We start from the raw sequence: 25,505 nt of genomic DNA, 5'->3' as shown, positions 1-25,505 counted from the left end.
CATGAAATTCAGTGAACAATGGCTGCGCAGCCTGGCCAACCCGGCGGCCTCGCGCGATGAGCTGGTTGCCCGTCTGTCCATGGTCGGCCTGGAAGTGGACGCCGTCACTCCGGTGGCTGGCGCCTTCAGCGGTGTGGTGGTCGGCGAGATCCTGTCCACCGAGCAGCATCCCGATGCCGACAAGCTGCGCGTCTGCCAAGTGAGCGGCGGTGCCGAGACCTTCCAGGTCGTCTGCGGCGCGCCCAATGCCCGTCCCGGCATCAAGATTCCCTTCGCCATGATCGGCGCCCAACTACCAGGCGACTTCAAGATCAAGAAGGCCAAGCTGCGTGGCGTCGAGTCCTTCGGCATGCTCTGCTCGGCCTCTGAGCTGCAGATCAGCGAAGATCACGATGGCCTGCTGGAGCTGCCGAGCGACGCGCCGGTAGGCGAGGACATCCGCGCGTACCTGATGCTCGACGATGCCAGTATCGAGCTGGGGCTGACCCCCAACCGTGGTGACTGCCTGTCGCTCGCGGGCTTGGCCCGAGAAGTGGGCGCCGTCTACGGTGTTGCCGTGCAGGCCGAGGCCTGCCCCGAGGTGGCCGCAGTAAATGATGAAACCCGGCCGGTCGAAGTGCTGGCCGCCCAGGCGTGCCCTCGTTATCTGGGGCGGGTGATCCGCAATGTCGACCTGTCGCGTCCGACGCCGAGCTGGATGGTCGAGCGCCTGCGTCGCTCGGATGTCCGCAGCATCGATGCCGTGGTGGACGTTACCAACTACGTGATGATCGAGCTTGGCCAGCCGATGCACGCCTTCGACCTCGCGCAGATCCGCGGCGGCGTCCGCGTGCGTCTGGCGGACGAAGGCGAGAAGCTCGTGCTGCTGGACGGTCAGGAAGTCGCCCTGCGCAGCGATACGTTGGTCATCGCCGATCACGAACGTCCGCTGGCTATCGCCGGGGTCATGGGGGGCGAGCACAGTGGTGTCAGCGCCACGACTCGCGATCTGTTCCTCGAAAGCGCGTTCTTCGAGCCCGTGGCCCTGGCCGGCAAGGCGCGTTCCTACGGCCTGCATACCGATGCCTCGCACCGCTACGAGCGTGGCGTGGATGCCGAACTGCCAGCGCGCGCCATGCAGCGCGCCACGGCACTGCTGCTGGAGATCGTCGGCGGCGAGCCGGGTCCGGTGGTCGAGGCCAGCAGTGCCGAGCACCTGCCGCATCCCGCACCGGTTACCCTGCGCGCCGAGCGTGTCTCGCGCATGCTCGGGGTGACGCTGGACAATGCGGAAATCGAGCGCCTGCTCGGCGGCCTGGGTTTCGAGCTGCAAGGGCAGGGCGAGGGAGCCTGGTCCGTGGCCATTCCCAGCCACCGTTTCGACGTGACTCTGGAAGTCGACCTGATCGAAGAGCTGGCGCGTCTGTACGGTTACAACCGCCTGCCGGTGCGCTACCCCCAGGCCCGCCTGTCGCCGCGTCCGCGCGCCGAGGACCGTGCCGAGCTGCCGGCCCTGCGCCGTCTGCTGGTCGCCCGCGGCTACCAGGAAGCGATCACCTACAGCTTCATCGATCCCAAGCTATTCGAGCTGTTCAGTCCCGGCATCGAACCGCTGCAACTGGCCAATCCGATCTCTGCCGACATGGCGGCGATGCGTGCTTCGCTGTGGCCGGGTCTGGTCAAGGCGCTGCAGCACAACCTGAATCGTCAGCAGAGCCGTGTGCGACTGTTCGAGAGCGGCCTGCGCTTCGTCGGTCAGCTCGGCGATCTACGCCAGGAGCCGATGCTTGCCGGCTTGATCTGCGGTACTCGGCTTGCCGAGGGCTGGGCCCAGGGCCGCGAAGCGGTGGACTTCTACGACCTCAAGGGGGATGTGGAAGCGCTGCTGGGGGCTGCCGGTGCGGCAGACGCCTTTGCCTTCGTACCCGGCGAACACCCTGCGCTGCACCCGGGGCAGACCGCACGCGTCGAGCGCCATGGGCAACTGGTTGGTTATCTGGGTGCACTGCATCCGGAGTTGGCGCGTGCCCTGGGTATCGAACAACCGGTCTACCTGTTCGAGCTGGCGCTCGGCGAGTTGGTAGCCGGGCGCCTGCCGGCCTTCCGTGAGCTTTCGCGCTTCCCTGAAGTGCGTCGTGACCTGGCCTTGCTGGTCGATCGGGAGACGCCGGCCGCGGCTGTGCTCGACTGCATCCGCTCGGCGGCTGGAGAGTTTCTCTCCGACCTCAGGCTGTTCGACGTCTATCAGGGCAAAGGTATTGATCCGCTTAGAAAAAGTCTGGCCGTTGGCTTGACCTGGCAACATCCATCGCGCACTCTTAACGACGATGAGGTGAACGCCGCGACCCAGAACATCCTCACCTCGCTGGAAGAAAGGTTCAACGCCACGTTAAGGAAGTAGCGTATGGGGGCTCTGACGAAGGCCGAGATGGCCGAGCGTCTCTTTGAAGAGCTGGGCCTGAACAAGCGGGAAGCCAAGGAACTGGTCGAATTGTTCTTCGAGGAAATCCGCCAGGCACTCGAGCACAACGAGCAGGTGAAGTTGTCGGGATTCGGCAACTTCGACTTGCGGGACAAGCGTCAGCGCCCCGGGCGCAATCCCAAGACCGGCGAAGAGATACCCATCACGGCCCGTAGGGTCGTGACTTTCCGGCCGGGGCAGAAGCTCAAGGCTAGGGTCGAGTCCTATGCTGGAACCAAGTCATAACGACGAACTCCCGCCGATTCCCGGCAAGCGCTACTTCTCCATTGGTGAAGTCAGCGAGCTGTGCGCGGTCAAGCCACACGTGCTGCGCTACTGGGAACAGGAGTTTCCCCAGCTCAGCCCCGTCAAGCGCCGCGGCAACCGCCGCTATTACCAGCGCCAGGACGTCCTGATGATCCGCCAGATCCGAGCGCTGCTCTACGAGCAGGGCTTCACCATCGGCGGCGCCCGCCAACGCCTCTCCGGCGACGAAGCCAAGGACGACGCCAGCCAGTATCGCCAGCTCATCCGCCAGATGATCGTCGAGCTCGAAGACGTCCTCCATCTGCTGCGCAAATAGGCGAAAAAAACTTCCACTAATCAGGTGCTTAATGTATGATGCGCCCCGTTCGGCAGACAAAGCCAAACATCGTCGGGGCGTAGCGCAGCCTGGTAGCGCACTTGCATGGGGTGCAAGGGGTCGAGTGTTCGAATCACTCCGTCCCGACCAAATAACTCCACGATCTAGGCCAGTTCAGAAATGAGCTGGCCTTTTTCGTTTTGGGCATGGGACACATTGGGGACTCATCACTTAGATCTGTTCCGCTGGTTGTCCAATGAGGTGCTGTGGCGCTGCATGGTGGTCTGTCTGGTCAAGGGCGAAGGTTTCGCCGTCGACGCCGGACTGACCCGGACGGGGCGGTCCCGCCTTATACGCCGCGCGTCTGGTTGGCACGCTGGGCGATGAAGTCGCCGAATGTCATTCACCGGATGTAACTGCCAGTTGCCATCGATGAGTGCAGGTAGGACTTGGATTCTGCGTGCGCGAGGGCGCAGGGGCAATCTGCTTCGTGTCTGAGAGCGTTCTCCAATCCTGGGATCATGCCTCGCTGGAGGAGGGCTTAGAGACATTCCCTGTGGGCATATTTGCTATGCCGGACAGCTTTCTACTGGTGCAACCGTCCGCTAGTGATCATGAGCCTCGACACTTCAACCGATCGAGGAAACATTCATGACCCTTCAAGCCAGACTGGACGCTTTCAAGGCCGACTTCGTTGCCGGCAAGCCTCCCTACCACGCCCCGGCTTCGGTACACGCCGTCATGCATCGCGCAACGGCCGAGCTGATTGCCAGCGGGCAGGCCGAGCGGGCGCTGAAAGCCGGAGATATGGCGCCTGTGTTCAGCCTGCCAGATGCTCAGGGCAACCTGCATTCGTCGACGGAGCTGTTGGCGCAAGGCCCGCTGGTGGTCAGCTTCTACCGGGGTGTCTGGTGTCCGTATTGCAATATGGAGTTGCAAGCACTGATGCAGGCGCTGCCTGCCTTCAAGGCGCATGGGGCCAATCTGGTGGCGATCTCACCGCAGAGCCAGGCCAACAGCCGCAAATCGCAACGCGAGAACGCCTTGGATTTCCCCATCCTCAGCGACAGCGGAAACGAGGTCGCTGCTGCATTCGGCTTGCGCTTCATGTTGCCGGACTATCTGGTCGAGCTCTACCTGAGCTTGGGTAACAACCTGCCGGCCATCAATGGCGACCAAAGCTGGACCTTGCCAATGCCGGGCCGCTTCGTTATTGGTCAGGACGGTGTCATCCGTTATGCCGAGGTCAATCCGGATTACACCCAGCGTCCCGAGCCTTCCGATTTGTTGCCCGCGCTACGTGCGTGATAGCCGATCCTTCGAGGCCGCCTTCGGGCGGCCTTTCATTGGCGGTTTTCTTGCTTGATCAGTTCTTCGACGAAATCGACGAACGCCCGTGCCTTGGCGCTGGCCAGTCGGCCAGTGGGGAACACGGCCCACAGATCCACCGGCGGTAATTGCCACTGCTCCAGTAACGGCAGCACTTCACCGCTGGCCAGTTCGGGGGCGAACATCCATCGAGATGTCATGGCGATGCCCAGATGCGCCAGCACCGCTGCACGCATTCCCTCAGCCGCGCTGACCCGCACACGACCACTGACGGTTACCGATTGCACGCTACTGCCTTGTTTGAAGGCCCAGTGCTCGCCGCCTCCTGCCTGCGCAAAGATCACCGCTTGATGCTGCGCCAGCTCGCCTGGGGTCGAAGGCCTGCCGTGAGCCTCGATATAGAGCGGCGTTGCCAGGATCAAGCGCTGGCATTCGCCGATCTTGCGGGCAGTCAGGTTGGAGTCGGCCAGTGCGCCCATACGCAGGGCAACATCAATGCCTTCTTCCACCAGGTTGACGGTGCGGTCGTCCAGCACGATGTCGATGCTCAGGCCCGGATGAGCCTCAAGAAACTTGCCCAGATGGGGCAGCACATGCAGGCGCGCGAAGGTGACCGCCGCGCACACGCGCAAGGTACCTTGCAGGTTGCTTCCCGCACCTCGCGCCGCGAGCTCCGCTTCGTGGGCTTCTTCGATGGCACGCTTGGCGCGCTCGTAGAACGCCGTGCCGGCTTCAGTAGGCGTCAGGCCGCGCGTCGAACGCAGTAACAGACGTACGCCGAGGCGTTCCTCCAGTTGCGCAATGGTTTTCGACACCGCGGGCTGACCCAGCTTGAGGCGCCGCGCCGCCGCCGAAAAGGAACCCGCTTCGAGCACGCTCACGAACGCCTCCATTGCCGACAATCGATCCATCGTGACTCCAACTGAACTGGGAGAAATGAGCACAGCAAAAAAAGAGCGAAGCCTGTGGCTTCGCTCGTGGCGGGGTGGTTTATCTCAACCGAGCGTGTACAAATCAACAGCTTCTAGAAAGCAGCCTTGCCGATAGAGGCACCGCCATCGACGAACAAGGTCTGGCCCGTGATGAAACCACTACTTTCCGATAGCAGAAAGCCAATAGCCGCAGCGATTTCTTCAGGCTGGCCGAAGCGGCCCATAGGCATGCCTGACAGGTACCGACTTTCGCCCTCACTGCCGGGAGGGTTGTTCGCGCGGAACAACTCCGTCTCGGTCGGGCCCGGGGCAACGGCGTTGACGGTAATCCCGGTTGTCGCCAGCTCCAGCGCCCAGGATCGGGTAAAGCTGATCATTGCAGCCTTGGCGGCGGCATAGGCAGTGCGATGAGTAATGCCTAGTACGGTCAGGCTGGAAATATTGACAATTCGTCCCCAGCCGCGCTCGCGCATACCGGGGAGCAGTGCTTGGGTGGCCTGAATAGCGGAGTGCACATTCACCCGCATGACTGCATCGAAATCGTCCAGGTCGACATCACCCAGCAGTTGCGGGCGAACCAGACCCACGTTATTGACCACGCCATCGAAGTCGTATTGCTGAACCAGTGCGCTCAATGCCTGTTCGGTTTCCTCGCGATTACCAAGGTCTACCGGCACCAGAACCCCGGGGAAATCGATGCCTTCAACCTGGCGTGCGATACCGACGACGCAGTGGCCTGCGTCTGCCAGCGCTTGGGACAGCGCGCGTCCAATGCCCTTGCTGGCACCGGTGATCAAAAAAGTATGCTTGCTCATGAGTGCTCCTTGAGGCCGGCCCGTGTGCGGGCCGGTGGAATGGGATGTGCCGTTGGGCGTTATGCGGGCTTGGTCCATTCATTGCCTTTCATGAACGGATCCAGTGGGGTGTGCACCAGATGGTTGGTGTAGTTGCTCATCACCTTTGTGGCGACACCCAGCACCACTTCGAGAACGTTGCGGCGGGTGAATCCGGCAGCCAGAAAGGCTTCGACTCCCGCATCGCTGACGAATCCGCGGTCACGTACTACTGCGGTGACGAATACATGTAGCGCTTGCAGGCGGGCATCGGGGATCACAGCGCCCGAGCGCAGAGCATCGATGGCAGCGGCCGGCATCTCGATCATCTTGGCCAATGTGGTATGGCCGGCCATGCAGTAGTGGCAGTCATTTTCGAAGTTGGCCGTCAGGTAAACGACTTGCTGTTCGTGAGGCGTCAGCGTGCTCTTTGCGAACAGGTCCCAGAGTTGGCTGTAGCCGGCCAGCAGTTCCGGCGATTCGGCCATGAAACCCTGCAGGTTGGGCACGAAGCTGAAGGCGTTCTGCACAGCCTCCAGAACGGGCCTGGAGGTAGCGGGAGCGGTTTCGATGGTATGGCGAGTGAAGGTGGTGGTCATCGCGGTATCCTCAGGGGAGTTAGCAAGAGTGCTGGGGGCTATCTTGCTGTTCTCGCCGGGGGGGGCGCGGAACGTAGCAGGAGGGCATATGACTCATGCCCTTCAGGAATAAACCAGCAGGTCAGATGGTGATTGGCAGCTTCGGGCTGGGTAGGTCACTGGGACATGAACGCTCTTTCAGCTCGGAGTGAGCTTACTCGAAAGTGTCCGTGTTAACGGGATAGACCCCGTTGCACTTGGATCTAGCCAGCCGATGCGGCTTTGATCAGCCCCGCGCTCAACTGGATTCGCTGCCAATGCCCAGGGAGGTGTAGTTGGGCCATTGTCGCAGCAGCGTTTCCACGAACTGCTCGGCCGCGGGCGACAGCGATGAGCCGCGACGACGCACCAGGCCCAGGGTGCGGCTGATCACCGGGTCCACCAGGGGGCGTCTCACCAGGATGGGATGGTCCTCCGCCGGCATGGCCAGGCTGGGGAGGGCGGCAATGCCCAGGCCCGCCTCGACCATGCCGAGCGAGGTCGACAGGTGCTGCACCTCATAGAACCAACTGGGGCGCCAGTCGAGATGGGCCAGGCCGTGATCGAGCAGCACCCGATTTCCGCTCAGGCGGCCGACGCCGATCAGGCGGTAGTCGCTGAGCTCGCGCCAGGCCACTTCCGACTGTTTGGCCAGGGGATGATCGCGCCGGCAGGCGAGCACGAAGGGTTCGTTGACCAGCGGGGTGAAGTCGATCTCCGCACTCTGCCCGCTCTGCATGTTGATACCGAAGTCCGCCTCGCCACGGATCACCGCTTCCAGTCCTTCATGGGCGCTGAGATCGAGGATCCGGATGCGGATCTTCGGATATTGCAGGTTGAAGGCGCGGATCACCGTCGGTAGGAAATAGAAGGCAGCCGTCGGTATGCAGGCGAGGGTGACCTGGCCGGACTGACGCTCGGCCAGCTCGCGGATACCGAGGATCGAGCGTTCGAAGTCGTCCAGTAGCCGCTGTGCTTTGGGCAGAAAATCCCGGCCTATCGCTGTGAGGCTGACTCGGCGCGTGGTGCGGTCTAGCAACTGGATGCCGAGGCTTTCCTCAAGCTTCTGCATACGTCGGGTCAGCGCGGGTTGGGAGAGATGGATCGCGTTGGCGGCCTCGTGAAAGTTGCCGAACTCGGCGATTTTCACGAAGGCTCGAATGTCTTGAAGCTCGTAATTCATGCGCGGTACTTATCAATAGGGCGTATTTTTGTCTGATAGCTGCTAGAGAACCCTAGTCTTTCGGCCCGAGGCTGGCAAGTGAGGAAATTAACGCACGCATTAATGCGTATTTATTAATAAATATGCCAATAAATGCATTTTACAGAATAAAACTTCGCTATCCATAATCGACGCAAGACAACAATCACTAGATTTATTGCGTCGGAGGCATCATGCGGACGGTACCTTGTGTACTCATGCGAGGCGGTACTTCAAAAGGTCCCGTCTTTCTGGCGAATCACCTGCCTACGGACCCGCAGCAGCGCGACGAGGTATTGCTCAGCCTGATGGGCTCGGGCCATGAGCTGGAAATCGACGGTATCGGGGGTGGTAGCCCGCAGACCAGCAAGGTAGCGATCGTCAGCCGCTCGCCGCATCCCGACGCCGATGTGGACTACCTGTTCGTGCAGGTCATGGTCACCCAGCGCCGCGTAGACACTGCCCCCAACTGCGGCAACATGCTCTGCGCCATTGGCCCTTTCGCGATTGAGCATGGCTTGGTCAACGCCAGCTCGCCGATGACCCGGGTGCGCATTCGCAACCTCAATACTCATACCTTCGTTGATTCCGACGTGATGACCCCGGGCGGCCGCGTACGCTACGACGGCGATACCGCCATCGATGGCGTGCCCGGCACCGCCGCGCCGATCAAGTTGACCTTCCTCAACGCCGCTGGCAGCAAGACCGGCCGTTTGCTGCCCACCGGTCGTGTGCGCGACGAGTTCGACGGTGTCGTGACGACCTGCATCGACATGGCCATGCCGATGGTACTGATGCACGCGGAGGCGCTAGGCAAGACCGGCTACGAGTCGCCTGCCGAACTGGATGCCGACAGCGCGTTTCTCCAGCGGCTGGAACGTATTCGTTTGCAGGCCGGCCTGGCGATGGGGCTGGGCGACGTGTCGCAGATGGTCATTCCCAAACCGGTGCTGCTGGCTCCGGCGCGCCATGGCGGCACGCTGAGCGTGCGCTATTTCATGCCGCACAACTGTCACCGCTCGGTCGCCGCCACCGGAGCTATTGGCCTGGCCACCGCCTGCGCGCTGCCCGGCAGCGTTGCCCAGGACGTCGCACCCATCGAAGGCGAGGCGCTGGTACGCCTGGAGCATCCGGGCGGACAGATCGAGGTTTCCCTGCAACCTGCCGCGGATGGCAACCCGGAGCAACTGCGCGCTTCTCTGGTGCGCACGGCCCGTCGCCTGTTCTCGGGCGAGGTGTACATCCCCCACCTGAGGCGCACGGGTAGCTGACATCGCTCCATCACAACAACCCCCTAGGGCTAAATACAATGACAAGAACAAAATCCCTCAATTGCTCCATCGTCGGTCTGACGGTCGCGGCACTGCCTGCAGCCGGCGCCAGCGCCGCGGGTTTCATCGAGGACAGCAAGGCCAGCCTGGAGCTGCGCAACTTCTACCTCAACCGCGACTTTCGCGAGAACGCCGGGCAGAACAAGCGTGAAGAATGGGCCCAAGGGTTCATTCTCAATCTGGAGTCCGGATACACCCAGGGTACGGTGGGGTTCGGCATCGATGCGCTGGGTATGCTGGGCGTCAAGCTCGACTCCTCGCCCGACCGAAGCGGCACCGATCTGCTGCCGCGTGACAGTCGCAACCGCGCCGAGGACGACTACAGCAAGCTGGGCGTGACCGGCAAGGTGCGTTTCGCCGAGAGCCAACTGCGCGTGGGCACCTTGCTCCCGAAGATGCCCTATCTGCAGTACAGCAATTCGCGGCTGCTGCCCCAGGTGTTCGAGGGTTGGCAACTGCAAAGCAAGGATCTCGAGCGCGCCACCTTCACGCTGGGCGAGATCGACCGTGTGGTGCAGCGCAATGTCTCCGGCTCTGACAAGTTGACGCTGAACAACAAGAATGGCCGTTTTGGCGGCAGCCCGGAAAGTGATGAATTGCGCTTCGGCGGTGTGGACTATGCGATCAATCCGCAGTTGCTTGCCAGCTACTACTACGCAGAGCTGAGCGACGTCTATCGCCAGCATTTCTTCGGCGTGCAGCACAGTCTGACGTTGGGCGCCGGCAAGCTGAAAAGCGATCTGCGTTACTTCAGCAACAGTGAGACCGGACGGGAGCTGGCCGGCGATATCGATAACCGCGCCATCAACGCCATGTTCACCTACAGCGTTGCAGGCCACTCCCTCGGACTGGCGTACCAGAAGATGTTGGGTGACGAAGGTTTCACCTACGTCAACGGAGCCACGCCCTATCTGACCAACTTCCTGCAAATCAACGACTTCGCCGGCCCTGAGCAGCGCTCCTGGCAACTGCGCTACGACTTCAACTTCGCCCAAGTCGGCCTCCCTGGCCTGACCTTCATGACCCGCTATGTGCGCGGAGACCAAGTCGATCTGGCGAGCGGAGAGGGGCGTGAGTGGGAACGCGATACCGATATCGCCTACGCCTTCAGCAACGGTCCCCTGAAGAACCTCAAGGTGACTTGGAGAAATGCCACCTACCGGTCGAGCTTCGTCCGTGATCTGGACGAGAATCGCCTCATCCTGAGTTACATCGTTCCACTCTGGTAACCCACTGCCCTTACAAATCTAATAAGAGGAACTCACCATGAACATCCGCTCCATTCGCCGCATTCTGCCGCTTTCCATGGCTGCTCTGCTGGCCAGCGCCTCCGTGTTGGCCACTGAGCCTTCGCGTCCGGAGTGCATTGCCCCGAGCAAGCCGGGTGGTGGCTTCGACCTGACCTGCAAGCTGGCGCAGGCTGGTTTGAAGAATGAAAAGCTGCTCGATTCCCCCATGCGCGTGACCTACATGCCGGGCGGCATCGGCGCCGTGGCCTACAACGCCATCGCAGCCAACCGTCGTGCCGAACCGGGCACTCTGGTGGCTTTCTCCGGCGCCTCGCTGCTCAACCTGGCACTGGGCAAGTACGGTCGTTTCGATGAGAACGCGGTGAAGTGGCTGGCCGTGATCGGCAATGACTACGGCACGCTGGCCGTGCGCGACGACTCGCCTTACAAGAACCTGGATGACGTGGTCCAGGCTCTGAAGAAGGACCCGAAAAGCATCGTCGTAGGTGGCGGCGGCAGTATCGGTGGACAGGGCTGGATGAAGATCGCGCTGCTGGCTCGTGCTGCGGGTGTGGACCCGCGTGAGCTGCGTTATGCCGCATTCGAAGGCGGCGCCGAGCACTACATGGCGCTGATGGGCAAGCATGTGGACCTGGTCACCGGCAGTGCCAGCGAGATCCGTGCGCAGCAGGGTAACAAGATCCGTACCTTGGCGGTCTTCAGCGAGAAGCGCCTGGACGGCGATCTGGCCTCGATTCCCACGGCGCGTGAGCAGGGCTACGACATCCAGTGGCCGCTGATCCGTGGCTACTTCGTGGGCCCGGACGTGAAGGACGAAGACGTCGCCTGGTGGCTTGCGCAGTTCGACAAGCTGCATGCCTCCAAGGACTTCCAGGCCTACCTCGCCGATCGTGACGTGTTGCCCGACTACGTGACCGGCGCGGACCTGGAGAAGCTGGTCAAGGCGCAGGTGCAGGAGTACCGCAAGCTGGGCGAAGAATTCGGCCTGGTTGAGTGATAGTCCCATGCGCCGCCTTTGGGCGGCGAATCGCTGCGGAGCAACGCCATGCATGATCGTCTCTTTGCAGGGATCACCCTGCTGCTTTGCTGTGCGCTGGCCGTTCTGGCCTGGGGCTATAGCGCGCCTTTTTCCTACGAGCCCGTCGGGCCGAGAGCCTTCCCCTTGCTGCTGCTGTTGCTGATCGCGTTCGGCTGCGTGCAACTGCTGCTCAAGCCGGCCACTGACGAGCAGGGCGAAGAGCCGCCCCTGAGCCGCGAGGTGCTAACCAAGGCGCTGGTCTTTCTCGGCCTGATGATCGGCTATGCCGTGCTCTTCGAGTCCCTTGGCTTCATCCCCGCCAGCGTGCTGTTCGGCATCGGCATGGCGCGTCTGTACGGCGGCAGTTGGCGACACAGCCTGATCAGTGGCGTGGTGCTGGCCGTCGGCCTGTACCTGCTGTTCGACAAGGCCCTGGCGGTACCGCTACCGCTCGGCATCCTCGCCCATCTGGAGAGCTGACCCATGGAAACGCTCGGTTATCTCAGCCATGGCTTCGGCGTGGCGCTGAGTCCTTACAACCTGCTCACCGCACTGTGCGGAACCCTGATCGGTACGGTGGTCGGCCTGCTGCCGGGCCTGGGACCGATCAACGGCGTGGCGTTGCTGATTCCTGTTGCCTTCGCCCTCGGCCTGCCGCCGGAGACGGCGCTGATCCTGCTTGCGGCGGTCTATCTGGGTTGCGAGTACGGCGGTCGGATCTCCTCCATCCTGCTCAATATCCCGGGTGAGGCGTCCGCCGTGATGACCACCCTGGACGGTTATCCCCTGGCGCGTCAGGGTCAGGCCGGTGTAGCCCTGTCGCTGTCGGCCTGGAGCTCGTTCATCGGCGGCGTGATCGCCACCATCGGCGTGGTGCTGTTCGCGCCTCTGCTGGCGAAATGGGCGGTGGCCTTCGGCCCGGCCGAATACTTCGTGCTGATGGTCTTCGCCATTACCTGCCTGGCCGGCATGGCCGGTAGCAAACCGTTGAAGACCGCCGTGGCGGCACTCATCGGGCTGCTGCTGTCGTGTGTGGGCATCGATGCCAACAGTGGCGTTTACCGTTTCACCTTCGGCAGCCTCGGGCTGGCCGATGGCATCCAGTTCGTGGTGCTGGTGCTGGGCCTGTTCTCGATCAGTGAACTGCTGGTGCTGCTCGAACGTACCCATCATGGGCAGAAGGCGGTCAAGGCCAGCGGGCGCATGCTGTTCAGCCTGAAGGAGGGCGGCTTCGTACTCGCCACCAACCTGCGCAGCGGCGTGGTTGGCTTCGTCCTCGGCGTGCTGCCGGGTGCTGGCGCGACCCTGGCCAGTGCGGTGTCGTACATGAGCGAGAAGCGCATGGCGGTCAAGGACAACAAATTCGGCAACGGCGACCTGCGCGGCCTGGCCGCACCGGAGACCGCCAACAGCGCTGCGGCCTGCGGTTCCATGGTGCCGATGCTGACCCTCGGCGTGCCGGGCTCGGGCACCACCGCCGTGATGCTGGGTGCCCTGACCCTGTACAACATCACCCCGGGGCCGCTGCTGTTCCAGACCCAGCCGGATATCGTCTGGGGTCTGATTGCCTCGCTGTTCGTCGCCAACATCATGCTGATCGTGATGAACGTGCCGATGATCAAGGTCTTCACCAAGGTGTTGGCCGTGCCTTACTGGGCGCTGGTGCCGGCGGTGGCGATCATCACGGCCATTGGGGTGTACGCGGTGCACGCGACCACCTTCGATCTCTATCTGATGATTGCCATTGGCCTGTTCGGTTACGTACTGCGCAAGCTGGATTTCCCGTTGTCCGCGATTCTGCTGGGCTTCATTCTGGGCGGCATGATGGAACAGAACCTGCGCCGTGCGCTGTCTCTGTCCAGCGGCGAGATCGGTATCCTTTTCGCCAGCCCGATCACCTGGGTGGTGTGGGGCCTGGTCGCCGTGATGGTCGTGCTGCCATTCTGGCGCGTCTGCCGTGCGCGTCGTCATCAGGCGCGCGCCGCCCGCATGGCCTGAAGCGGAGATTTGCCGGCCCGGATGACGATCGGCGCGTCGTTCAACGGATCGCGGGTTCAGCCGGTTGCAGGGGCCAGCTGTCACGCGGCCGCATCACTGAAGCTGGGGCGTTGCCTCCGCTTCGTGAGCGCACGGGCATGGACGCCGCGTACCCCGTCTGAAGTTCATCAGCCAGACCACGCCGGCCTACGCCTCGATCTAGAGCGGGGCGGCGTGGACGTCCTGGTCAGGTAGCGCCGGACGTGGTCGACCAGGAACCGATTCTGCAACCGCGGCCCAGTCTCTCCCGGCTACCACTTTGCCCCGCAGCGCGACGTCGGCAGCGCCTAGAGCTGATCCGCCAGGTCTACGTCCTGGTGGATCGCCGGCGTGTCCACGGCAATGCGCAGGCACTGCGCCGAATGCCGCACGAGCAGCTCGCGGGCGCCGGAATCGCCGTCCAGGCGTTGCAGTTCGGCGAAATAGCGGTGGCCGAAGAACACTGGATGCCCAGGACTGGCGCCATGCACGGGCTGAACGATGCGTGTCGCACTGGCCTGGCGGCCGAGCTCGCGCATCACGGCGGGCTCGATCCAGGGCATGTCGCCCAGCAGCACCGCCAACGCCTCGCAGGGTGTGTCGTGCAGCGCGGCCACGCCATCGGCCAGGCTGGCGCCCATGCCCTGGTGCGAGCGCGGCGCAGGGGCGACCCAGGTGCCGGCCGGCAGGCCGAGGTCGCGGGCACCTTCACCGGGACGCAGCACCACCAATACACGGGCGAAGGCGAGGCGCGCCTGAGCCAGGCTGTGGGCGAGCAGGGTCTGGCCATTCTCCAGGCGTGCCAGACGCTTGTCGCTACCGAAGCGGCGGCTGCGGCCGGCGGCCAGTAAGAGGCCGACGACCGCCTCCAGCGGCGCGTCGTCAGAGTTCATCGCGGCGCTTGCCGTGATAGATGCGCAGCACGTCCGCGACCACCGCCAGGGCGATTTCTCCGGGCGCACGGCTACCGAGATTCAGGCCGATGGGCATGTGGATGCGCGCGATCTCCTCGTCGCTCAGCCCGCCGATGCGCGCCAGGCGCTCGGCACGCCGCGCCGAGGTCTGTTGCGAGCCCATCACACCGAGGTAGAACGCCGGCGTACGCACCGCCTCGATCATCGCCAGGTCATCGATCTTCGGATCGTGGGTGAGGGCGACCACCGCGGTGGCCTCGTGGCAGCCACCGGCGGCAATGAACAGTGAGGGCAGTTCGCGGCGCATTTCCACGCCTTCGAGTTCGATGTGCAGGGTCTCCTCGCGTGGATCGCAGGCGATCACCTCGCAACCCACCGCGCGGGCGAAGGCGGCGCAGGCTTCGGCGACCGGGGAAAGCCCAGCGAGGATCAGGCGCAGCGCGGGGCCAATGCGTAGCCAGACGACTTCATCGCCCATCTCCACGCGTTCGCCCCCGCGATCATCGTCGAGCAGCGCCAGTTCGCCGCTGCTCAGGGTGACCTTGCGCAGTAGCCGCCGTTGGCCGCGCAGCGCCGCGTGCAGGTCGGCCAGGTGCGCGATCCAGCCGGCATCCGCCTCGCGCCGCTCCACTAGCACCTGGAGAATACCGCCGCAGGGCAACTGCAGGCGTCGACGTTCATCGTCAGCCTCGCCGTAGCGGATGATCTGGGTGGTCGCGGAAAATTCGCCAGCGCGCAGGCTGGCGATGAAGGCTTCCTCCACGCAGCCGCCGGACAGCGAGCCGACGAACTGCCCGTCGGCGCGCGCCACGAGCATCGCGCCGGGCGCACGTGGCGCCGAGCCATAGGTGGACAGCACGCTGCACAGCCACAGCACCTCGCCCTCGCGAGCCCAGCGTTCGGCCTGTTCGAGGACGGTCAGATCGAGATGGCGCATGGAATTCCTGAGTTCAAGCGACGGGCGGAGGAGAGCCCCGCCCCGATCGAGAGATTAGCCTGAGTTGCCACGCAGCGGACTCAATGCCGTAGTGCACGGCATTCATCAAACGACCTCCGGCAGCCCGGGCAGCAGTTTGTCGAGGGTGATCGGATAGTCGCGCACGCGCACGCCGGTCGCGTTGTAGACCGCATTGGCGACTGCCGCCGAGATGCCGCAGATGCCCAGTTCACCGACCCCGCGGGCTTTCATCGGCGAGGACAACGGGTCCGTCTCGTCGAGGAATACCACCTCCTGGTGGGGAATGTCCGCGTGTACTGGCACCTCGTAGCCGGCCAGGTCATGGTTGACGAAGTAGCCGAAGTGGGAATCTACCGCGAGCTCCTCCATCAACGCGGCGCCCGCGCCCATGGTCATGGCGCCGATGATCTGGCTGCGTGCGGTGATGGGGTTGAGGATGCGCCCGGCCGAGCAGACGGCGAGCATGCGGCGCATGCGAATCTCGCCAGTGGCCGCGTGTACCGCGACCTCGACGAAGTGTGCGCCGAAGGAGGCCGCGCGATAGCGCTCGGTGACATCGCCGAACTCGATGGCGTCGTCGGCTTCCAGGTTGCCGTCCACCAGTGCGTCGAGCAACGCGGCACGGCGTTCGCCGACGCGTACCTCGGCGTTTTCGAAGATCGCCTTGTGCGGGTCCAGGTCGAGTTGCCGGGCGATGCGTTCGCGCAGTTTCACGCAGGCCGCATACACCCCCGAGGTGGCGCTGTTGGCGCCCCATTGGCCACCGGAACCGGATGAGACCGGAAAGCGGGAGTCGCCCAGTCGCACATCCACGCGCTCCAGTGGCAGCCCGAGCATCTCGGCCGCGGTCTGGGCGATGATCGTGTAGCTGCCGGTGCCGATGTCGGTCATGTCGGTCTCGACGGTCAGCACACCACGCGTGTCCAGGCGCACGCGCGCGGCAGAGGTGGTCACCGGGCTGTCGCGGAACGCGCCGGCGACGCCCATGCCGATCAGCCACGCGCCTTCACGGCGGCTACCCGGTACGGCGCTGCGCCGCGCCCAGCCGAAGCGCCGTGCGCCCTCGCTGAGGCATTGTCGGAGGTTGCGCTGGGTGAAGGACTTCGAGGTTTCCTCGGGCACCTGAAGGGTATCGTTGACCCAGCGAAACTCGACCGGGTCCATGCCGAGTTTCTCGGCGACCTCATCCATTGCCACTTCGAAGGTCATGGAGCCGGGCATGTCACTGGGCGCGCGCATGGCGTTGGCTTCGGGCAGGTCGATAGCGGCGACGTAGGTTGCGCTCATACGGTTGTCGCCGGCATACAGCGGGCGGCTGTAGCTGACCCCGGATTCGGCATTGGCGCGGTCGATGTCGCCGGACCAGTTCTCGTGGCCAATGGCGACGATGCGCCCATCGCGTTCGGCGCCGATGCGGATGCGTTGCAGGGTGGCTGCGCGATGGGTGGTGTTGTTGAACATCTGCGGACGTGTCAGCGCCACCTTCACCGGCCGACCGGTGAGTTTCGCGCCGAGCGCCGCGAGCAACGCGTCGGCGCGAATGAACAGCTTGCCGCCGAAACCGCCGCCGATATAGGGGGAGATCAGGCGTACCTGCTCCGGCGAAATACCGAGCGTCTGGGCGATGTCCTGCTTGCCCCATTCGATCATCTGGTTGGAGGTCCACAAGGTCAGTTGATCGCCGTCCCAGGCGGCCATCGACGCATGCGGCTCCATCATCGCGTGGGCCTGGTCCGGGGTGCTGTAGTGCGCATCCCATTGCAACGGGGCATCGGCGAAGGCTCGCTCGAAATCCCCTTGGCGGGTCGCCCCGGGGCCGCTGACGATCTTTTCCATGGCGGGCGCGCCGTCCTTCTCGGCCGCCAGGTCGTAATGCCCGGCTTCGCGGGCGTAGTGAACCTGCACCTGTTGTGCGGCGGCGCGCGCCTGTTCGAAGCTTTCCGCCACCACCAGGGCGACGGCCTGGTGGTAATGCTGCACCTCCGGTCCGGCCAGCAGCTTGGCGTTGTTGCGCTTGCCTTTGCCCAACTCGCCGGCTTCCTGCGCGGTGACGATGGCGAGTACCCCGGGCGCCTTACGCGCAGCGTCCAGGTCGATGGAAAGGATCCGCCCCTTGGCGATGGCGGCGCCGACCACCTGCCCATAGGCCAGATTTTCTACCGTATCGTGCCATTCGTAGGCATAGCGGGCGCTGCCCGTGGTCTTCAATGGACCGTCGATGCGTGGCGTGGGCTGGCCGACCAGGCGGGCGTTATCGATGGGATTGCTGTCGGCTGCAGTTTCGAATTTCATGCTTCAGGCCCTCGCTTCTGCCAATACCGCGCCCAGGGTGCGTTGCACCAGATCGAGCTTGAACGCGTTCCCGGACGTCGCCCGTGCACCTTGCAGCAGGCGCTCGGCCGTCGCCTTCGCGCCCTGGGGCAGCGCGGCCTCGGCCTCTTCGATGCGCCAGGGTTTGGGGGCAATGCCACCGACCGCCACTCGCCCGCTGCCGTCGGGCTGCAGCACCGCGGCGACGGAAACCAGGGCGAAGGCGTAGGAGGCGCGGTCGCGGACCTTGTGGTAGAGGTGCCGGCCACCCAGTGGGGCGGGCAGGGTCACGGCGCTGATCAGCTCGCCCTCGGCCAGCGTGTGTTCGATGTGCGGCGTGTCGCCGGGCAGGCGATGCAGTTCGGCGATCGGGATGCGCCGCTCACGGCCATCGGGGCGCACGGTTTCCACCGTCGCGTCGAGCACGCGCATCGCCACCGCCATGTCGCTGGGGTGGGTGGCGATGCAGGCCTGGCTGACACCGATCACCCCGAGCTGGCGGCTGAAGCCCTGCAAGGCCGCGCAGCCACTGCCGGGCTGGCGTTTGTTGCACGGCAGGTTGGTGTCGTAGAAGTACGGGCAGCGCGTGCGCTGCAGCAGGTTGCCGGCAGTGGTCGCCTTGTTGCGCAGTTGTCCGGATGCGCCAGCCAGCAGGGCGCGGGACAGTACCCCGTAGTCGCGGCGTACGCGTGGATCGGCGGCGAGGTCGGTATTGCGCACCAGCGCGCCGATGCGCAGGCCGCCCTCGGCGGTGGCCTCGATGCGATCGAGGGCCAGGCCGTTGACGTCGATCAGGTGCATCGGCGTCTCGATCTCCAGCTTCATCAGGTCGAGCAGGTTGGTACCCCCGGCGATGAACTTGGCGCCGGGCGTGGCGGCCGCGCGTGCGGCGGCATCCGCGGGGGATTGGGCGCGTTCGTAGCTGAAGGACTTCATGCCGGGTCCTCCGCGGCGACTTCACCGATGGCCGCGACGATGTTGGAGTAGGCCCCGCAACGGCAGATATTGCCGCTCATGCGCTCGCGCAACTCGGCCTCACTGGGGCGCGGCGCGGCGTTCAGATCGTCACTGGCGTGGCTGGGGATGCCCTGGCGGATTTCCTCCAGCGTCGCCACTGCCGAGCAGATCTGCCCGGGCGTGCAGTAGCCGCACTGATAACCATCGTGTTTGACGAAGGCGGCCTGCATCGGATGCAGGTCGTCCGGCGTGCCCAGCCCTTCGATGGTGGTGATCTCGGCGCCTTCGTGCATCACCGCGAGGCTCAGGCAGCCATTGATCCGGCGTCCATCCACGATCAGGGTGCAGGCGCCGCACTGACCGTGATCGCAGCCCTTCTTGCTGCCCGTCAGGTGCAGGTGCTCGCGCAGCGCATCGAGCAGGGTGGTACGGTTATCCAGCAGCAACTGCCGGCGCTCGCCGTTCACGGTAAAACTCACCGGGCTGCGTGAGAGCGTCTCGCGCCGGGATTCGGCGTTGGGCTCGCAGGGCTCGATCATCGGTCATGTCCTCAAGGGTAATCACGGCAAGGGCAACGCCCGGCGACCTGGGTGGACGCGGGTCATGCGGAGCGATCTTCTGGCGTCGTCGCTACCGGCAGACTGTCGGGCCATGAAGATACGGCCCCGGATCGGGGAGAAGGGTTCCCCAGGGTGACGACATGATCTTATGAGCGGTACTCATCAATGCTCATCGCCTCGGTCTAACCCTCGGACAGGCAGCGTCCCGCCACCCATTGGCAGCACCTGTCGGGGATGAAGGACTCCAAGGTGATCGTGGCGATCAGCAAGGACGAGGAGGCGCAGATCTTCCAGGTAGCCGACTACGGCCTGGTGGGCGATCTGTTCTAGGTCCTTTCGAAGTTGGAACAGGCGATGTGAGCCCTCAGCGCCGCCTCGAGGTGGCGCGTGGCTGCAACTGGTCGAGGGCCGGGGCGTTGTCCCGGGCCCAGCCGTAGACCAGTTCGATCGGTTCGATCATCAACTGGCCCAGGGGCGTCAGGCGGTACTCCACCGCTGGAGGCACGCTGTCGTGTACTTCGCGCAACAGCAGGCCACTGTGCTCCAGTTCGCGCAGGGTCTGCACCAGCATCTTCTTGGAAATGCCCGGCAGGCTGCGGTGCAATGCGCCGCTGCGGGCGCAGCCGGCGTGGCGTACGTGCAGGGCGTGGAGGACCATGCTGGTCCACTTGGTGGCGAAGAGTTCGAGCACCCGCCGGGGCGCGCAATCCTCGCGCCATTCGGCGTCTTCGGAGCCGGGTTGCATGGGATGGTCACCATTTGGTGCCGACTTGGATCGGCGTTCCTACGTAGTTAAGGTGCGGGCCTTCGCAAGTGATGGAGGTCCGTGAACATGACTCAACAGGCTTTGGTGGTCGGCGCCAGTGGCATCGTCGGCAGCGCCCTTTCTCGGCTGCTGGTCGAGCAGGGCTGGGCGGTGCAGGGCATTGCCCGGCGGCCGCTGTCGGTGCCCGGGGTGGCGCAGGTTAGCGCAGACCTGCTCGATCCGTCAGCCTTGCGCCAGGCCTTGCAGGGCAGCACGCCGACCCACGTGTTCCTCAGTACCTGGTCGCGTCAGGCCAGTGAGGCCGAGAACGTCCGCGTCAACGCACAGATGGTGCGCAACCTGCTGGAGGTCGTCGGCGCCGCCGGTTCGGTGCGCCACGTGGCGCTGGTCACCGGCCTCAAGCATTACCTCGGGCCGTTCGAGGCCTACGGCAAGGGCAGCCTGCCGCAGACGCCGTTCCGCGAGGAACAGGGTCGTCTGGACGTGGAGAATTTCTACTACGCCCAGGAAGACGAAGTCTTCGCCGCCGCCGCGCGTGACGGTTTCAGCTGGAGCGTGCACCGCCCGCATACCATTACCGGTGTCGCCGTGGGCAATGCGATGAACATGGCGACGACCCTGGCGGTGTATGCCTCGATCTGCAAGTTCACGGACCGTCCGTTCCGCTTTCCCGGCTCGGCGGTGCAGTGGGAAAGCCTCACCGACATGACCGACGCCCGCCAGCTGGCGCGGCACCTGTTATGGGCATCGACCGATCCGGCGGCGGCCAGTCAGGCGCTGAACATCGTCAATGGCGATGTGTTCCGCTGGAAGTGGATGTGGTCGCGGATCGCCGATTGGTTCGGCCTCGAAGCCGCACCCTTCGATGGCGAAGTGCGTCCGCTGGAACAGCAAATGGCCGGCGATGCGGCGATCTGGGAGGAGATGGCCCAGCGTCTCGGGCTGGCCGAGGCGGACATCCAGAGCCTGGTTTCGCCCTGGCACACCGATGCGGACCTGGGACGCCCCATCGAGGTAGTCACCGATATGTCGAAGAGCCGCAAGCTGGGCTTCCTCGACTACCAGGCGAGCGATGACGCCTTCTTCGACGTCTTCGCCCGCCTGCGCGAGCAGCGGTTGATTCCCTGAGCGCCGTTCAGCGCCGCGCGAACAGCTGCAGCAGCAATGCGATCAGCCCGAACGCGGCGCCGAGCAGGGCCACGCCGCTCCAGCCGGTCGCCTCGTAGAGTGGGCTGCCTAGCGCTGAGCCCAGCGCGCCGCCGATGAAGATGGCAGTCATGTACAGCGCATTCAGGCGTGCCCGGCTGGCCGGTTCCAGCGCGTAGATGGCGCGCTGGCCGAGCACCATGTTCATCTGCACGGCGAAGTCCAGGACGATCCCCAGCACCAGCAGGCCGAGCCAGCCCTGGCCAGGCAACAGGCTGAGCAGGAACGCCAGCGGTGCCAGCGCTAGCGCCAGGCGGGTTGCGGCGATGGTGTGGCCGGCATCGGCCAGGCGCCCGGCAATCGGTGCGGCGATGGCGCCCATGGCACCGGCCAGGGCGAACAGTGCGATCTGCGTCTGGCTCAGGCCGAAGTGGCGCGCCAACTCCACGGGCGCCAGGGTCCAGAACAGGCTGAAGGCGGCGAACATCAGGCCCTGGTAGAGGGCCCGCTGGCGCAACGTGCGGTAGCGGCGCAGCAGCGCCCAGAGCGAAGCCATCAGTTGCGCGTAGCTGGCGCGGTGCTCGGGCTGACGCTGCGGCACGGCGAGGCTGACGGTCACCGCGATCAAGGCCATCAGGGCGGCGGCCGCGAAGAACACCGCGCGCCAGCCGAAGTGATCGGCGATCAGGCTGGCCACCGGCCGTGCCAGCAGGATGCCCAGCAGCAGACCGCCCATGACGTTACCGACCACCCGCCCCCGGGTCGCTTCCGGCGCCAGGTGTGCGGCCAGCGGGATGAGCATCTGCACGGAGACCGAGCTCAGGCCGATCAGCAGCGAGAGCAGCAAGAAGCCCCAGGAGGAGGCACTGCTGGCGGCAAGCACCAGGCACAACAGCGACGCGCCCAGGGTTACCAACATCAGCCGGCGGTTTTCCAGCAGGTCGGCGAGCGGCACCAGCAGCAGCAGGCCGATGGCGTAGCCGACTTGCGTCAGCGAGACGATCAGCCCGGCACGTTCGGCGGAGAGGCCGACGTCCGGGGCGATCAGCTCGATGATCGGCTGGGCGTAGTAGAGGTTGGCGACGATGGCGCCGCAACAGAAGGCGAACAGCCAGACCAGTGAAGTCGGTAGGGTGGCGGACGACGCGCGGCCGTCCAGTGTCGAAGTGCTCATCAGGGCTCTCCAGAAACCTGCGGAAGACGGCCGTGCCGCCAGGAAGGTGGCCAGGGTAGGAGGCCGAGAGGGTTGTGAAAATCCGCTGACGGTGCAACGGAGTTTTGCGCGGCGTCGAACAGGCCCTAGTGTTTATCCTGCAGGCACTCCACGACGAAGTCGATGAAGGCGCCGATGCGCGCCGACGCGCGCTGTCCCGGTAGATAGAACGCATTGATCGGGCTCGTATGCCGCCCGGGGCTGACCTGATGGTCGTCGAGCAGCCGGCACAGCCTACCGTTGGCGACGTCCTCGCGAATCAGCCAGTCGCCCAGCAGGGCGATACCGAGACCATCCAGCGCCGCTTGCCGCAACACTTCGGCGTTGTTGCTGCACAGAGGGCCACGCACGTGAATGCTGTGTTCCTGATCGTCCTTGCGCAGGATCCATTGCTGGCTGTGGTTGGCGTAGTCGAAGGTCAGGCAGGCGTGCTGCGCGAGATCAGCGGGCATCCGTGGGCGCGGGTGCCGTTGCAGGTAGAGGGGGCTGGCCACCATCCAGCGCTGGAATTCGCCTATTCGTCGCAGCACGACATCGTCGTTGAGTACCAGGTCGCCGAGGCGGATGGATAGGTCGACGCGCTCTGTGAGCAGGTCGACGATCTTGTCGGTCAGCGTCAGGTTCAGTTGCAGCTCGGGATGACGCGCGAGAAATGCGCCGATGTGCGGGACGATCAGGCGGCGCCCGAACTCCACCGGCAAGCTGACGTGCAGGGGCCCACGGGCGCTTTCTCCCCGATCGCCGACCAGCGCATCGGCCTCGGCGACGGCGTCGAGGATTTCCAGGGCGCGGGCGTGATAGGCCTCGCCGGCGAGGGTGACGCTGATCCTGCGTGTCGAGCGGTTGACCAGCGCGACACCTAGCTCGGTCTCCAGCGCTTCCACCGCACGGGTCACCGACGAGGTGGCGATACCCAGGCGCCGGGCAGCGGCGGAGAAGCCACCGGCATTCACCGTTTCGACGAAGAGCTTGAGCGCGGCGAGTTTGTCCATGCGGCCTCGAAGGCGGGGGGGCGAGGCCGCAGTATAGGGGCTAACGCCGGCTCAGGGCGTGGACGCCTGGGTCGGCATGAGGCCGTCGAAGAAGCGCTCGTGCCAGTCGACGATGGGTTGCGGATTGCCCAGCTTCTGCCCGTAGATCACGGCGTAGGAGAGCACGTTCTGCACGTACTGGCGGGTTTCGTCGAAGGGAATGCTTTCCACCCAGACGTCGAACGGCAGGTGGCGGGCATCGCGCAGCCATTGGCGCACACGGCCGGCGCCGGCGTTGTAGGCGGCGGAGGCGAGCACCCGGTTGCCGTTGAACTGCGCGTGTACCTGGGACAGGTAGGCGGCGCCAAGCTGGATGTTGGTGCTCGGCAGCAGCACGTTGTTGGGGTTGCTCAGGGGAATGCCGAAGCGTTTGGCGGTTTCCTTGGCGGTGGCCGGCATCAGCTGCATCAGGCCCATGGCGCCGGCGTGGGAGCGGGCGTCGGCCATGAAGGCGCTTTCCTGGCGGGTGATGGCGAACACCCAGCTCGAATGCAGGCCGCGCAATTGCGCCTGGCGCACCAGGTCATCGCGGTAGGCCATGGGGAAGCGGATGTCCAGGTCGTCCCAGTACTTGGCCTGGCTGATGCTGCGGATGGCCGGGAAGTACCACTGCATCTCGTAGGCGATGCGCGCCTGGGCAAGCAGTTCGTCGTTATCGAAGTGACGCGCGACGTGGTACCACTCGCGACGGGCGTCGACGATCTGGCCGCGGGCATGGAACTCCATGGCGCGTTGGATCGCCGGCGTGTTGCGCACCTTGTTCAGGGTGGTGCGGGAAACGTCGACCGGGCGATTGTTCAGCGCGTAGGGGACTTTCAACTGATCGGCAGCGAGGAAACCGTAGAAATCGCGCTCGCTGGACACCGGTTGCAGCAGTTGGGCGGCCTTGGCGTTCTGCGGTTGCGCCATCTGCAGGGCGCGTGCGCTCCAGTAGCGCCAACGATTGCTCTGCGCCAATTCCTCGGGCATGCGCTGGGTAAGCTGGTAGGCCTCGTTCCAGCGCCCCAGGCGCAGCAGCAGGCGTGCGCGCCACTCGCTGACGGTGTCGTCGTGCAGTTGCGGGTCGTAGCGCTCCATTACCGTGAGGGCGCGGGGATCGAAGCGCCGGGCCAGCGTCAGGCCAATGGTGCGTGCGATGGCCAGGCGCTCGCTGGCGGAGAAGTCCATGCGGCTGGCATAGCCGTCGAGCAGCGCCAGGGCCTGTTCGGGGTCCTTGCGGGCGAGACGGCGAAGGCCGAGCCCGACGACGTCGCCCATGGCTTCGTCGCGACCGGCATAGCGTGCCTGATTGGTGAGCAGGGCGGGGTTGCGCGCGGTGTCGATCAGCAGTTGCCCGCGCGACTGAAGGGCGTTGAGGGTCTTCACCAGGTAGCTGGCGAGGCCGTAGTTACCGGCCTCGGCGGCGAGCTTGAGGCGATCCCAGCGGCGCTGCTCGGTGAGTTGGCCGGCGGCGGCCCAGCGTTCGAACAGCGGGTCGCAGGCGTCCGGCTGGGATTTGCCGACCAGCCACAGGCGTTCGGTCAGCGCGTTGCCTTCGGCGGTCTTGCCGCTGCCCAGCAGGTATTGCCCATAGAGGCAGTCGAGCTCGGTGAAGTTGAGTTTCTCGCTGTAGTGCGCGACGAAGGGCTGCCAGTCGCCGCGCTGGGCCAGCAGGCGCAGCCAGCGCAGTTTCATCCAGTTGATCTGCGGCAGGTCGCCGTGGCGCTGAAGAAAGCCTGCCACTTCCGCGTTGCTGGCGGTCTTGAGGCGGGCGGTCAGTTCGTCGTAGGCGAGATAGGGCTCCAGCGGGTAGCCGGCCAGGAGGGACTTATTGCGCAGGTAAGGGCCGCTGTCGCCCTTGTCCAGGGCCCGTTCGGCCTCGTCGTAGATCTGTCGCTGCTGGGAGAGGGTGGCGGCTTGCGCCAGAGTGGCGGAGCAGAACAGGACGACGAGGCAAAGCAGGGGCGCGCGCATGAGCATTCCAGGCGTGAGAGAAGCGGGTCGCCGGCGGGCGGCCGCGATGACATCTAGCTTATCCCGAAGCGGTGGCCAGTCAATTGCGCCGCGAGGGACCATTCGTCGTTCCGGTTAGCGAGGCAGCAGCCGTCTGCGGATTGGCTA

At 64.7% G+C, this 25,505-nt stretch carries 23 protein-coding genes, 1 tRNA gene and 1 pseudogene; 12 read left to right on the top strand and 13 right to left on the bottom strand.

Features of this window, described 5'->3' with window-relative positions; all coding sequences use genetic code 11:
• Window position 1: 1 nt before the first annotated feature.
• The 5 genes from pheT to ACYRGX_RS18175 all read left to right on the top strand — a co-directional run bounded on the left by pheT (window position 2) and on the right by ACYRGX_RS18175 (window position 4,331).
• Window positions 2–2,380 (top strand): phenylalanine--tRNA ligase subunit beta, encoded by a 2,379-nt coding sequence (gene pheT / locus ACYRGX_RS18195; protein WP_473053852.1) that lies wholly within the window; start codon window positions 2–4, stop codon window positions 2,378–2,380.
• Window positions 2,381–2,383: 3 nt separating this feature from the next.
• Complete coding sequence (gene ihfA / locus ACYRGX_RS18190; RefSeq protein ID WP_473053851.1) at window positions 2,384–2,686, top strand: integration host factor subunit alpha; 303 nt, start codon at window positions 2,384–2,386, stop codon at window positions 2,684–2,686.
• Window positions 2,667–3,023, top strand: a complete 357-nt coding sequence (locus ACYRGX_RS18185) for a MerR family transcriptional regulator (protein ID WP_473053850.1) — start codon at window positions 2,667–2,669, stop codon at window positions 3,021–3,023. Before ihfA ends, ACYRGX_RS18185 begins: the two co-directional genes overlap by 20 nt.
• Window positions 3,024–3,096: 73 nt before the next feature.
• Window positions 3,097–3,173 (top strand) — tRNA-Pro (locus ACYRGX_RS18180).
• Between the two features lie 501 nt (window positions 3,174–3,674).
• Window positions 3,675–4,331, top strand: a complete 657-nt coding sequence (locus ACYRGX_RS18175) for a peroxiredoxin-like family protein (protein ID WP_473053849.1) — start codon at window positions 3,675–3,677, stop codon at window positions 4,329–4,331.
• A gap of 35 nt (window positions 4,332–4,366) precedes the next feature.
• Here the strand turns inward: ACYRGX_RS18175 and ACYRGX_RS18170 are convergent, their stop codons facing one another.
• The 4 genes from ACYRGX_RS18170 to ACYRGX_RS18155 all read right to left on the bottom strand — a co-directional run bounded on the left by ACYRGX_RS18170 (window position 4,367) and on the right by ACYRGX_RS18155 (window position 7,917).
• A complete protein-coding gene (locus tag ACYRGX_RS18170) occupies window positions 4,367–5,263 on the bottom strand; it encodes a LysR family transcriptional regulator (RefSeq protein WP_473053848.1) in 897 nt (298 codons plus the stop codon).
• Between the two features lie 113 nt (window positions 5,264–5,376).
• The gene (locus tag ACYRGX_RS18165) at window positions 5,377–6,099 is read right to left on the bottom strand and encodes an SDR family oxidoreductase (protein ID WP_473053847.1); all 723 of its coding nucleotides are present in this window, start codon (window positions 6,097–6,099) and stop codon (window positions 5,377–5,379) included.
• A gap of 59 nt (window positions 6,100–6,158) precedes the next feature.
• Window positions 6,159–6,716, bottom strand: a complete 558-nt coding sequence (locus ACYRGX_RS18160; protein ID WP_473053846.1) for a carboxymuconolactone decarboxylase family protein — start codon at window positions 6,714–6,716, stop codon at window positions 6,159–6,161.
• A 277-nt stretch (window positions 6,717–6,993) separates the two neighbouring features.
• Window positions 6,994–7,917: a LysR family transcriptional regulator gene (locus ACYRGX_RS18155; protein WP_473053845.1), complete on the bottom strand. Its 924-nt coding sequence runs from the start codon at window positions 7,915–7,917 to the stop codon at window positions 6,994–6,996.
• A 212-nt stretch (window positions 7,918–8,129) separates the two neighbouring features.
• Here ACYRGX_RS18155 and ACYRGX_RS18150 point away from each other — a divergent pair, with 212 nt between their 5' ends.
• Genes ACYRGX_RS18150 through ACYRGX_RS18130 form a run of 5 tightly spaced genes read left to right on the top strand, consistent with a single transcriptional unit; the run spans window position 8,130 to window position 13,532 of the window.
• Entirely contained in the window at window positions 8,130–9,206 is a 1,077-nt protein-coding gene (locus ACYRGX_RS18150) for a 4-oxalomesaconate tautomerase (protein WP_473053844.1), read from the top strand.
• A 38-nt stretch (window positions 9,207–9,244) separates the two neighbouring features.
• Entirely contained in the window at window positions 9,245–10,495 is a 1,251-nt protein-coding gene (locus ACYRGX_RS18145; protein WP_473053843.1) for an OprD family porin, read from the top strand.
• 37 nt (window positions 10,496–10,532) lie between these two features.
• Window positions 10,533–11,513 (top strand): Bug family tripartite tricarboxylate transporter substrate binding protein, encoded by a 981-nt coding sequence (locus ACYRGX_RS18140; protein WP_473053842.1) that lies wholly within the window; start codon window positions 10,533–10,535, stop codon window positions 11,511–11,513.
• A gap of 48 nt (window positions 11,514–11,561) precedes the next feature.
• On the top strand, window positions 11,562–12,014 hold the full coding sequence (locus tag ACYRGX_RS18135; RefSeq protein ID WP_473053841.1) for a tripartite tricarboxylate transporter TctB family protein: 453 nt from the start codon (window positions 11,562–11,564) through the stop codon (window positions 12,012–12,014).
• A 3-nt stretch (window positions 12,015–12,017) separates the two neighbouring features.
• Window positions 12,018–13,532, top strand: a complete 1,515-nt coding sequence (locus ACYRGX_RS18130; RefSeq protein WP_473053840.1) for a tripartite tricarboxylate transporter permease — start codon at window positions 12,018–12,020, stop codon at window positions 13,530–13,532.
• Window positions 13,533–13,858: 326 nt separating this feature from the next.
• On the opposite strand, the gene ACYRGX_RS18125 is transcribed toward ACYRGX_RS18130, so the two are convergent.
• The 5 genes from ACYRGX_RS18125 to paoA form a co-directional block, all read right to left on the bottom strand.
• A complete protein-coding gene (locus ACYRGX_RS18125; protein WP_473053839.1) occupies window positions 13,859–14,443 on the bottom strand; it encodes a nucleotidyltransferase family protein in 585 nt (194 codons plus the stop codon).
• Window positions 14,433–15,401: an XdhC family protein gene (locus tag ACYRGX_RS18120; RefSeq protein ID WP_473053838.1), complete on the bottom strand. Its 969-nt coding sequence runs from the start codon at window positions 15,399–15,401 to the stop codon at window positions 14,433–14,435. The genes ACYRGX_RS18125 and ACYRGX_RS18120 overlap by 11 nt, the downstream gene beginning before the upstream one ends.
• A 105-nt stretch (window positions 15,402–15,506) precedes the next feature.
• Entirely contained in the window at window positions 15,507–17,714 is a 2,208-nt protein-coding gene (gene paoC, locus ACYRGX_RS18115) for an aldehyde oxidoreductase molybdenum-binding subunit PaoC (protein WP_473053837.1), read from the bottom strand.
• A 3-nt stretch (window positions 17,715–17,717) separates the two neighbouring features.
• Complete coding sequence (locus ACYRGX_RS18110; RefSeq protein ID WP_473053836.1) at window positions 17,718–18,668, bottom strand: FAD binding domain-containing protein; 951 nt, start codon at window positions 18,666–18,668, stop codon at window positions 17,718–17,720.
• Window positions 18,665–19,228, bottom strand: coding sequence for an aldehyde dehydrogenase iron-sulfur subunit PaoA (gene paoA / locus ACYRGX_RS18105; protein ID WP_473053835.1), 564 nt, complete (start codon window positions 19,226–19,228; stop codon window positions 18,665–18,667). Before paoA ends, ACYRGX_RS18110 begins: the two co-directional genes overlap by 4 nt.
• A gap of 240 nt (window positions 19,229–19,468) precedes the next feature.
• On the opposite strand from paoA, the pseudogene ACYRGX_RS18100 reads away from it, so the two are divergent.
• A pseudogene (locus ACYRGX_RS18100) lies at window positions 19,469–19,579 on the top strand (electron transfer flavoprotein subunit alpha/FixB family protein); the annotation flags it as partial.
• A 34-nt stretch (window positions 19,580–19,613) separates the two neighbouring features.
• Here ACYRGX_RS18100 and ACYRGX_RS18095 read toward each other — a convergent pair.
• The gene (locus ACYRGX_RS18095) at window positions 19,614–19,994 is read right to left on the bottom strand and encodes a winged helix-turn-helix transcriptional regulator (RefSeq protein ID WP_473053834.1); all 381 of its coding nucleotides are present in this window, start codon (window positions 19,992–19,994) and stop codon (window positions 19,614–19,616) included.
• 87 nt (window positions 19,995–20,081) lie between these two features.
• Here ACYRGX_RS18095 and ACYRGX_RS18090 point away from each other — a divergent pair, with 87 nt between their 5' ends.
• Window positions 20,082–21,143 (top strand): SDR family oxidoreductase, encoded by a 1,062-nt coding sequence (locus tag ACYRGX_RS18090; RefSeq protein ID WP_473053833.1) that lies wholly within the window; start codon window positions 20,082–20,084, stop codon window positions 21,141–21,143.
• Between the two features lie 7 nt (window positions 21,144–21,150).
• Here ACYRGX_RS18090 and ACYRGX_RS18085 read toward each other — a convergent pair whose 3' ends face one another.
• The 3 genes from ACYRGX_RS18085 to ACYRGX_RS18075 all read right to left on the bottom strand — a co-directional run bounded on the left by ACYRGX_RS18085 (window position 21,151) and on the right by ACYRGX_RS18075 (window position 25,358).
• A complete protein-coding gene (locus tag ACYRGX_RS18085; protein WP_473053832.1) occupies window positions 21,151–22,335 on the bottom strand; it encodes an MFS transporter in 1,185 nt (394 codons plus the stop codon).
• Window positions 22,336–22,460: 125 nt separating this feature from the next.
• The gene (locus ACYRGX_RS18080; protein WP_473053831.1) at window positions 22,461–23,366 is read right to left on the bottom strand and encodes a LysR family transcriptional regulator; all 906 of its coding nucleotides are present in this window, start codon (window positions 23,364–23,366) and stop codon (window positions 22,461–22,463) included.
• 51 nt (window positions 23,367–23,417) lie between these two features.
• The gene (locus ACYRGX_RS18075) at window positions 23,418–25,358 is read right to left on the bottom strand and encodes a transglycosylase SLT domain-containing protein (protein ID WP_473053830.1); all 1,941 of its coding nucleotides are present in this window, start codon (window positions 25,356–25,358) and stop codon (window positions 23,418–23,420) included.
• Between the last annotated feature and the right edge of the window lie 147 nt (window positions 25,359–25,505).

This window comes from Pseudomonas sp. R4-15, from assembly GCF_055768815.1.
The sequence above is the reverse complement of the archived record's forward strand: the minus strand, read 5'-3'. Positions and strand labels throughout refer to the sequence as shown.

Excerpts from the sequence above, each read along its gene's own strand:
- pheT (WP_473053852.1), top strand. The coding sequence starts at position 2 with ATGAAATTCAGTGAACAATGGCTGCGCAGCCTGGCCAACCCGGCGGCC.
- ihfA (WP_473053851.1), top strand. The coding sequence starts at position 2,384 with ATGGGGGCTCTGACGAAGGCCGAGATGGCCGAGCGTCTCTTTGAAGAG.
- ACYRGX_RS18185 (WP_473053850.1), top strand. The coding sequence starts at position 2,667 with ATGCTGGAACCAAGTCATAACGACGAACTCCCGCCGATTCCCGGCAAG.
- ACYRGX_RS18175 (WP_473053849.1), top strand. The coding sequence starts at position 3,675 with ATGACCCTTCAAGCCAGACTGGACGCTTTCAAGGCCGACTTCGTTGCC.
- ACYRGX_RS18170 (WP_473053848.1), bottom strand. The coding sequence starts at position 5,263 with ATGGATCGATTGTCGGCAATGGAGGCGTTCGTGAGCGTGCTCGAAGCG.
- ACYRGX_RS18165 (WP_473053847.1), bottom strand. The coding sequence starts at position 6,099 with ATGAGCAAGCATACTTTTTTGATCACCGGTGCCAGCAAGGGCATTGGA.
- ACYRGX_RS18160 (WP_473053846.1), bottom strand. The coding sequence starts at position 6,716 with ATGACCACCACCTTCACTCGCCATACCATCGAAACCGCTCCCGCTACC.
- ACYRGX_RS18155 (WP_473053845.1), bottom strand. The coding sequence starts at position 7,917 with ATGAATTACGAGCTTCAAGACATTCGAGCCTTCGTGAAAATCGCCGAG.
- ACYRGX_RS18150 (WP_473053844.1), top strand. The coding sequence starts at position 8,130 with ATGCGGACGGTACCTTGTGTACTCATGCGAGGCGGTACTTCAAAAGGT.
- ACYRGX_RS18145 (WP_473053843.1), top strand. The coding sequence starts at position 9,245 with ATGACAAGAACAAAATCCCTCAATTGCTCCATCGTCGGTCTGACGGTC.
- ACYRGX_RS18140 (WP_473053842.1), top strand. The coding sequence starts at position 10,533 with ATGAACATCCGCTCCATTCGCCGCATTCTGCCGCTTTCCATGGCTGCT.
- ACYRGX_RS18135 (WP_473053841.1), top strand. The coding sequence starts at position 11,562 with ATGCATGATCGTCTCTTTGCAGGGATCACCCTGCTGCTTTGCTGTGCG.
- ACYRGX_RS18130 (WP_473053840.1), top strand. The coding sequence starts at position 12,018 with ATGGAAACGCTCGGTTATCTCAGCCATGGCTTCGGCGTGGCGCTGAGT.
- ACYRGX_RS18125 (WP_473053839.1), bottom strand. The coding sequence starts at position 14,443 with ATGAACTCTGACGACGCGCCGCTGGAGGCGGTCGTCGGCCTCTTACTG.
- ACYRGX_RS18120 (WP_473053838.1), bottom strand. The coding sequence starts at position 15,401 with ATGCGCCATCTCGATCTGACCGTCCTCGAACAGGCCGAACGCTGGGCT.
- paoC (WP_473053837.1), bottom strand. The coding sequence starts at position 17,714 with ATGAAATTCGAAACTGCAGCCGACAGCAATCCCATCGATAACGCCCGC.
- ACYRGX_RS18110 (WP_473053836.1), bottom strand. The coding sequence starts at position 18,668 with ATGAAGTCCTTCAGCTACGAACGCGCCCAATCCCCCGCGGATGCCGCC.
- paoA (WP_473053835.1), bottom strand. The coding sequence starts at position 19,228 with ATGATCGAGCCCTGCGAGCCCAACGCCGAATCCCGGCGCGAGACGCTC.
- ACYRGX_RS18095 (WP_473053834.1), bottom strand. The coding sequence starts at position 19,994 with ATGCAACCCGGCTCCGAAGACGCCGAATGGCGCGAGGATTGCGCGCCC.
- ACYRGX_RS18090 (WP_473053833.1), top strand. The coding sequence starts at position 20,082 with ATGACTCAACAGGCTTTGGTGGTCGGCGCCAGTGGCATCGTCGGCAGC.
- ACYRGX_RS18085 (WP_473053832.1), bottom strand. The coding sequence starts at position 22,335 with ATGAGCACTTCGACACTGGACGGCCGCGCGTCGTCCGCCACCCTACCG.
- ACYRGX_RS18080 (WP_473053831.1), bottom strand. The coding sequence starts at position 23,366 with ATGGACAAACTCGCCGCGCTCAAGCTCTTCGTCGAAACGGTGAATGCC.
- ACYRGX_RS18075 (WP_473053830.1), bottom strand. The coding sequence starts at position 25,358 with ATGCGCGCGCCCCTGCTTTGCCTCGTCGTCCTGTTCTGCTCCGCCACT.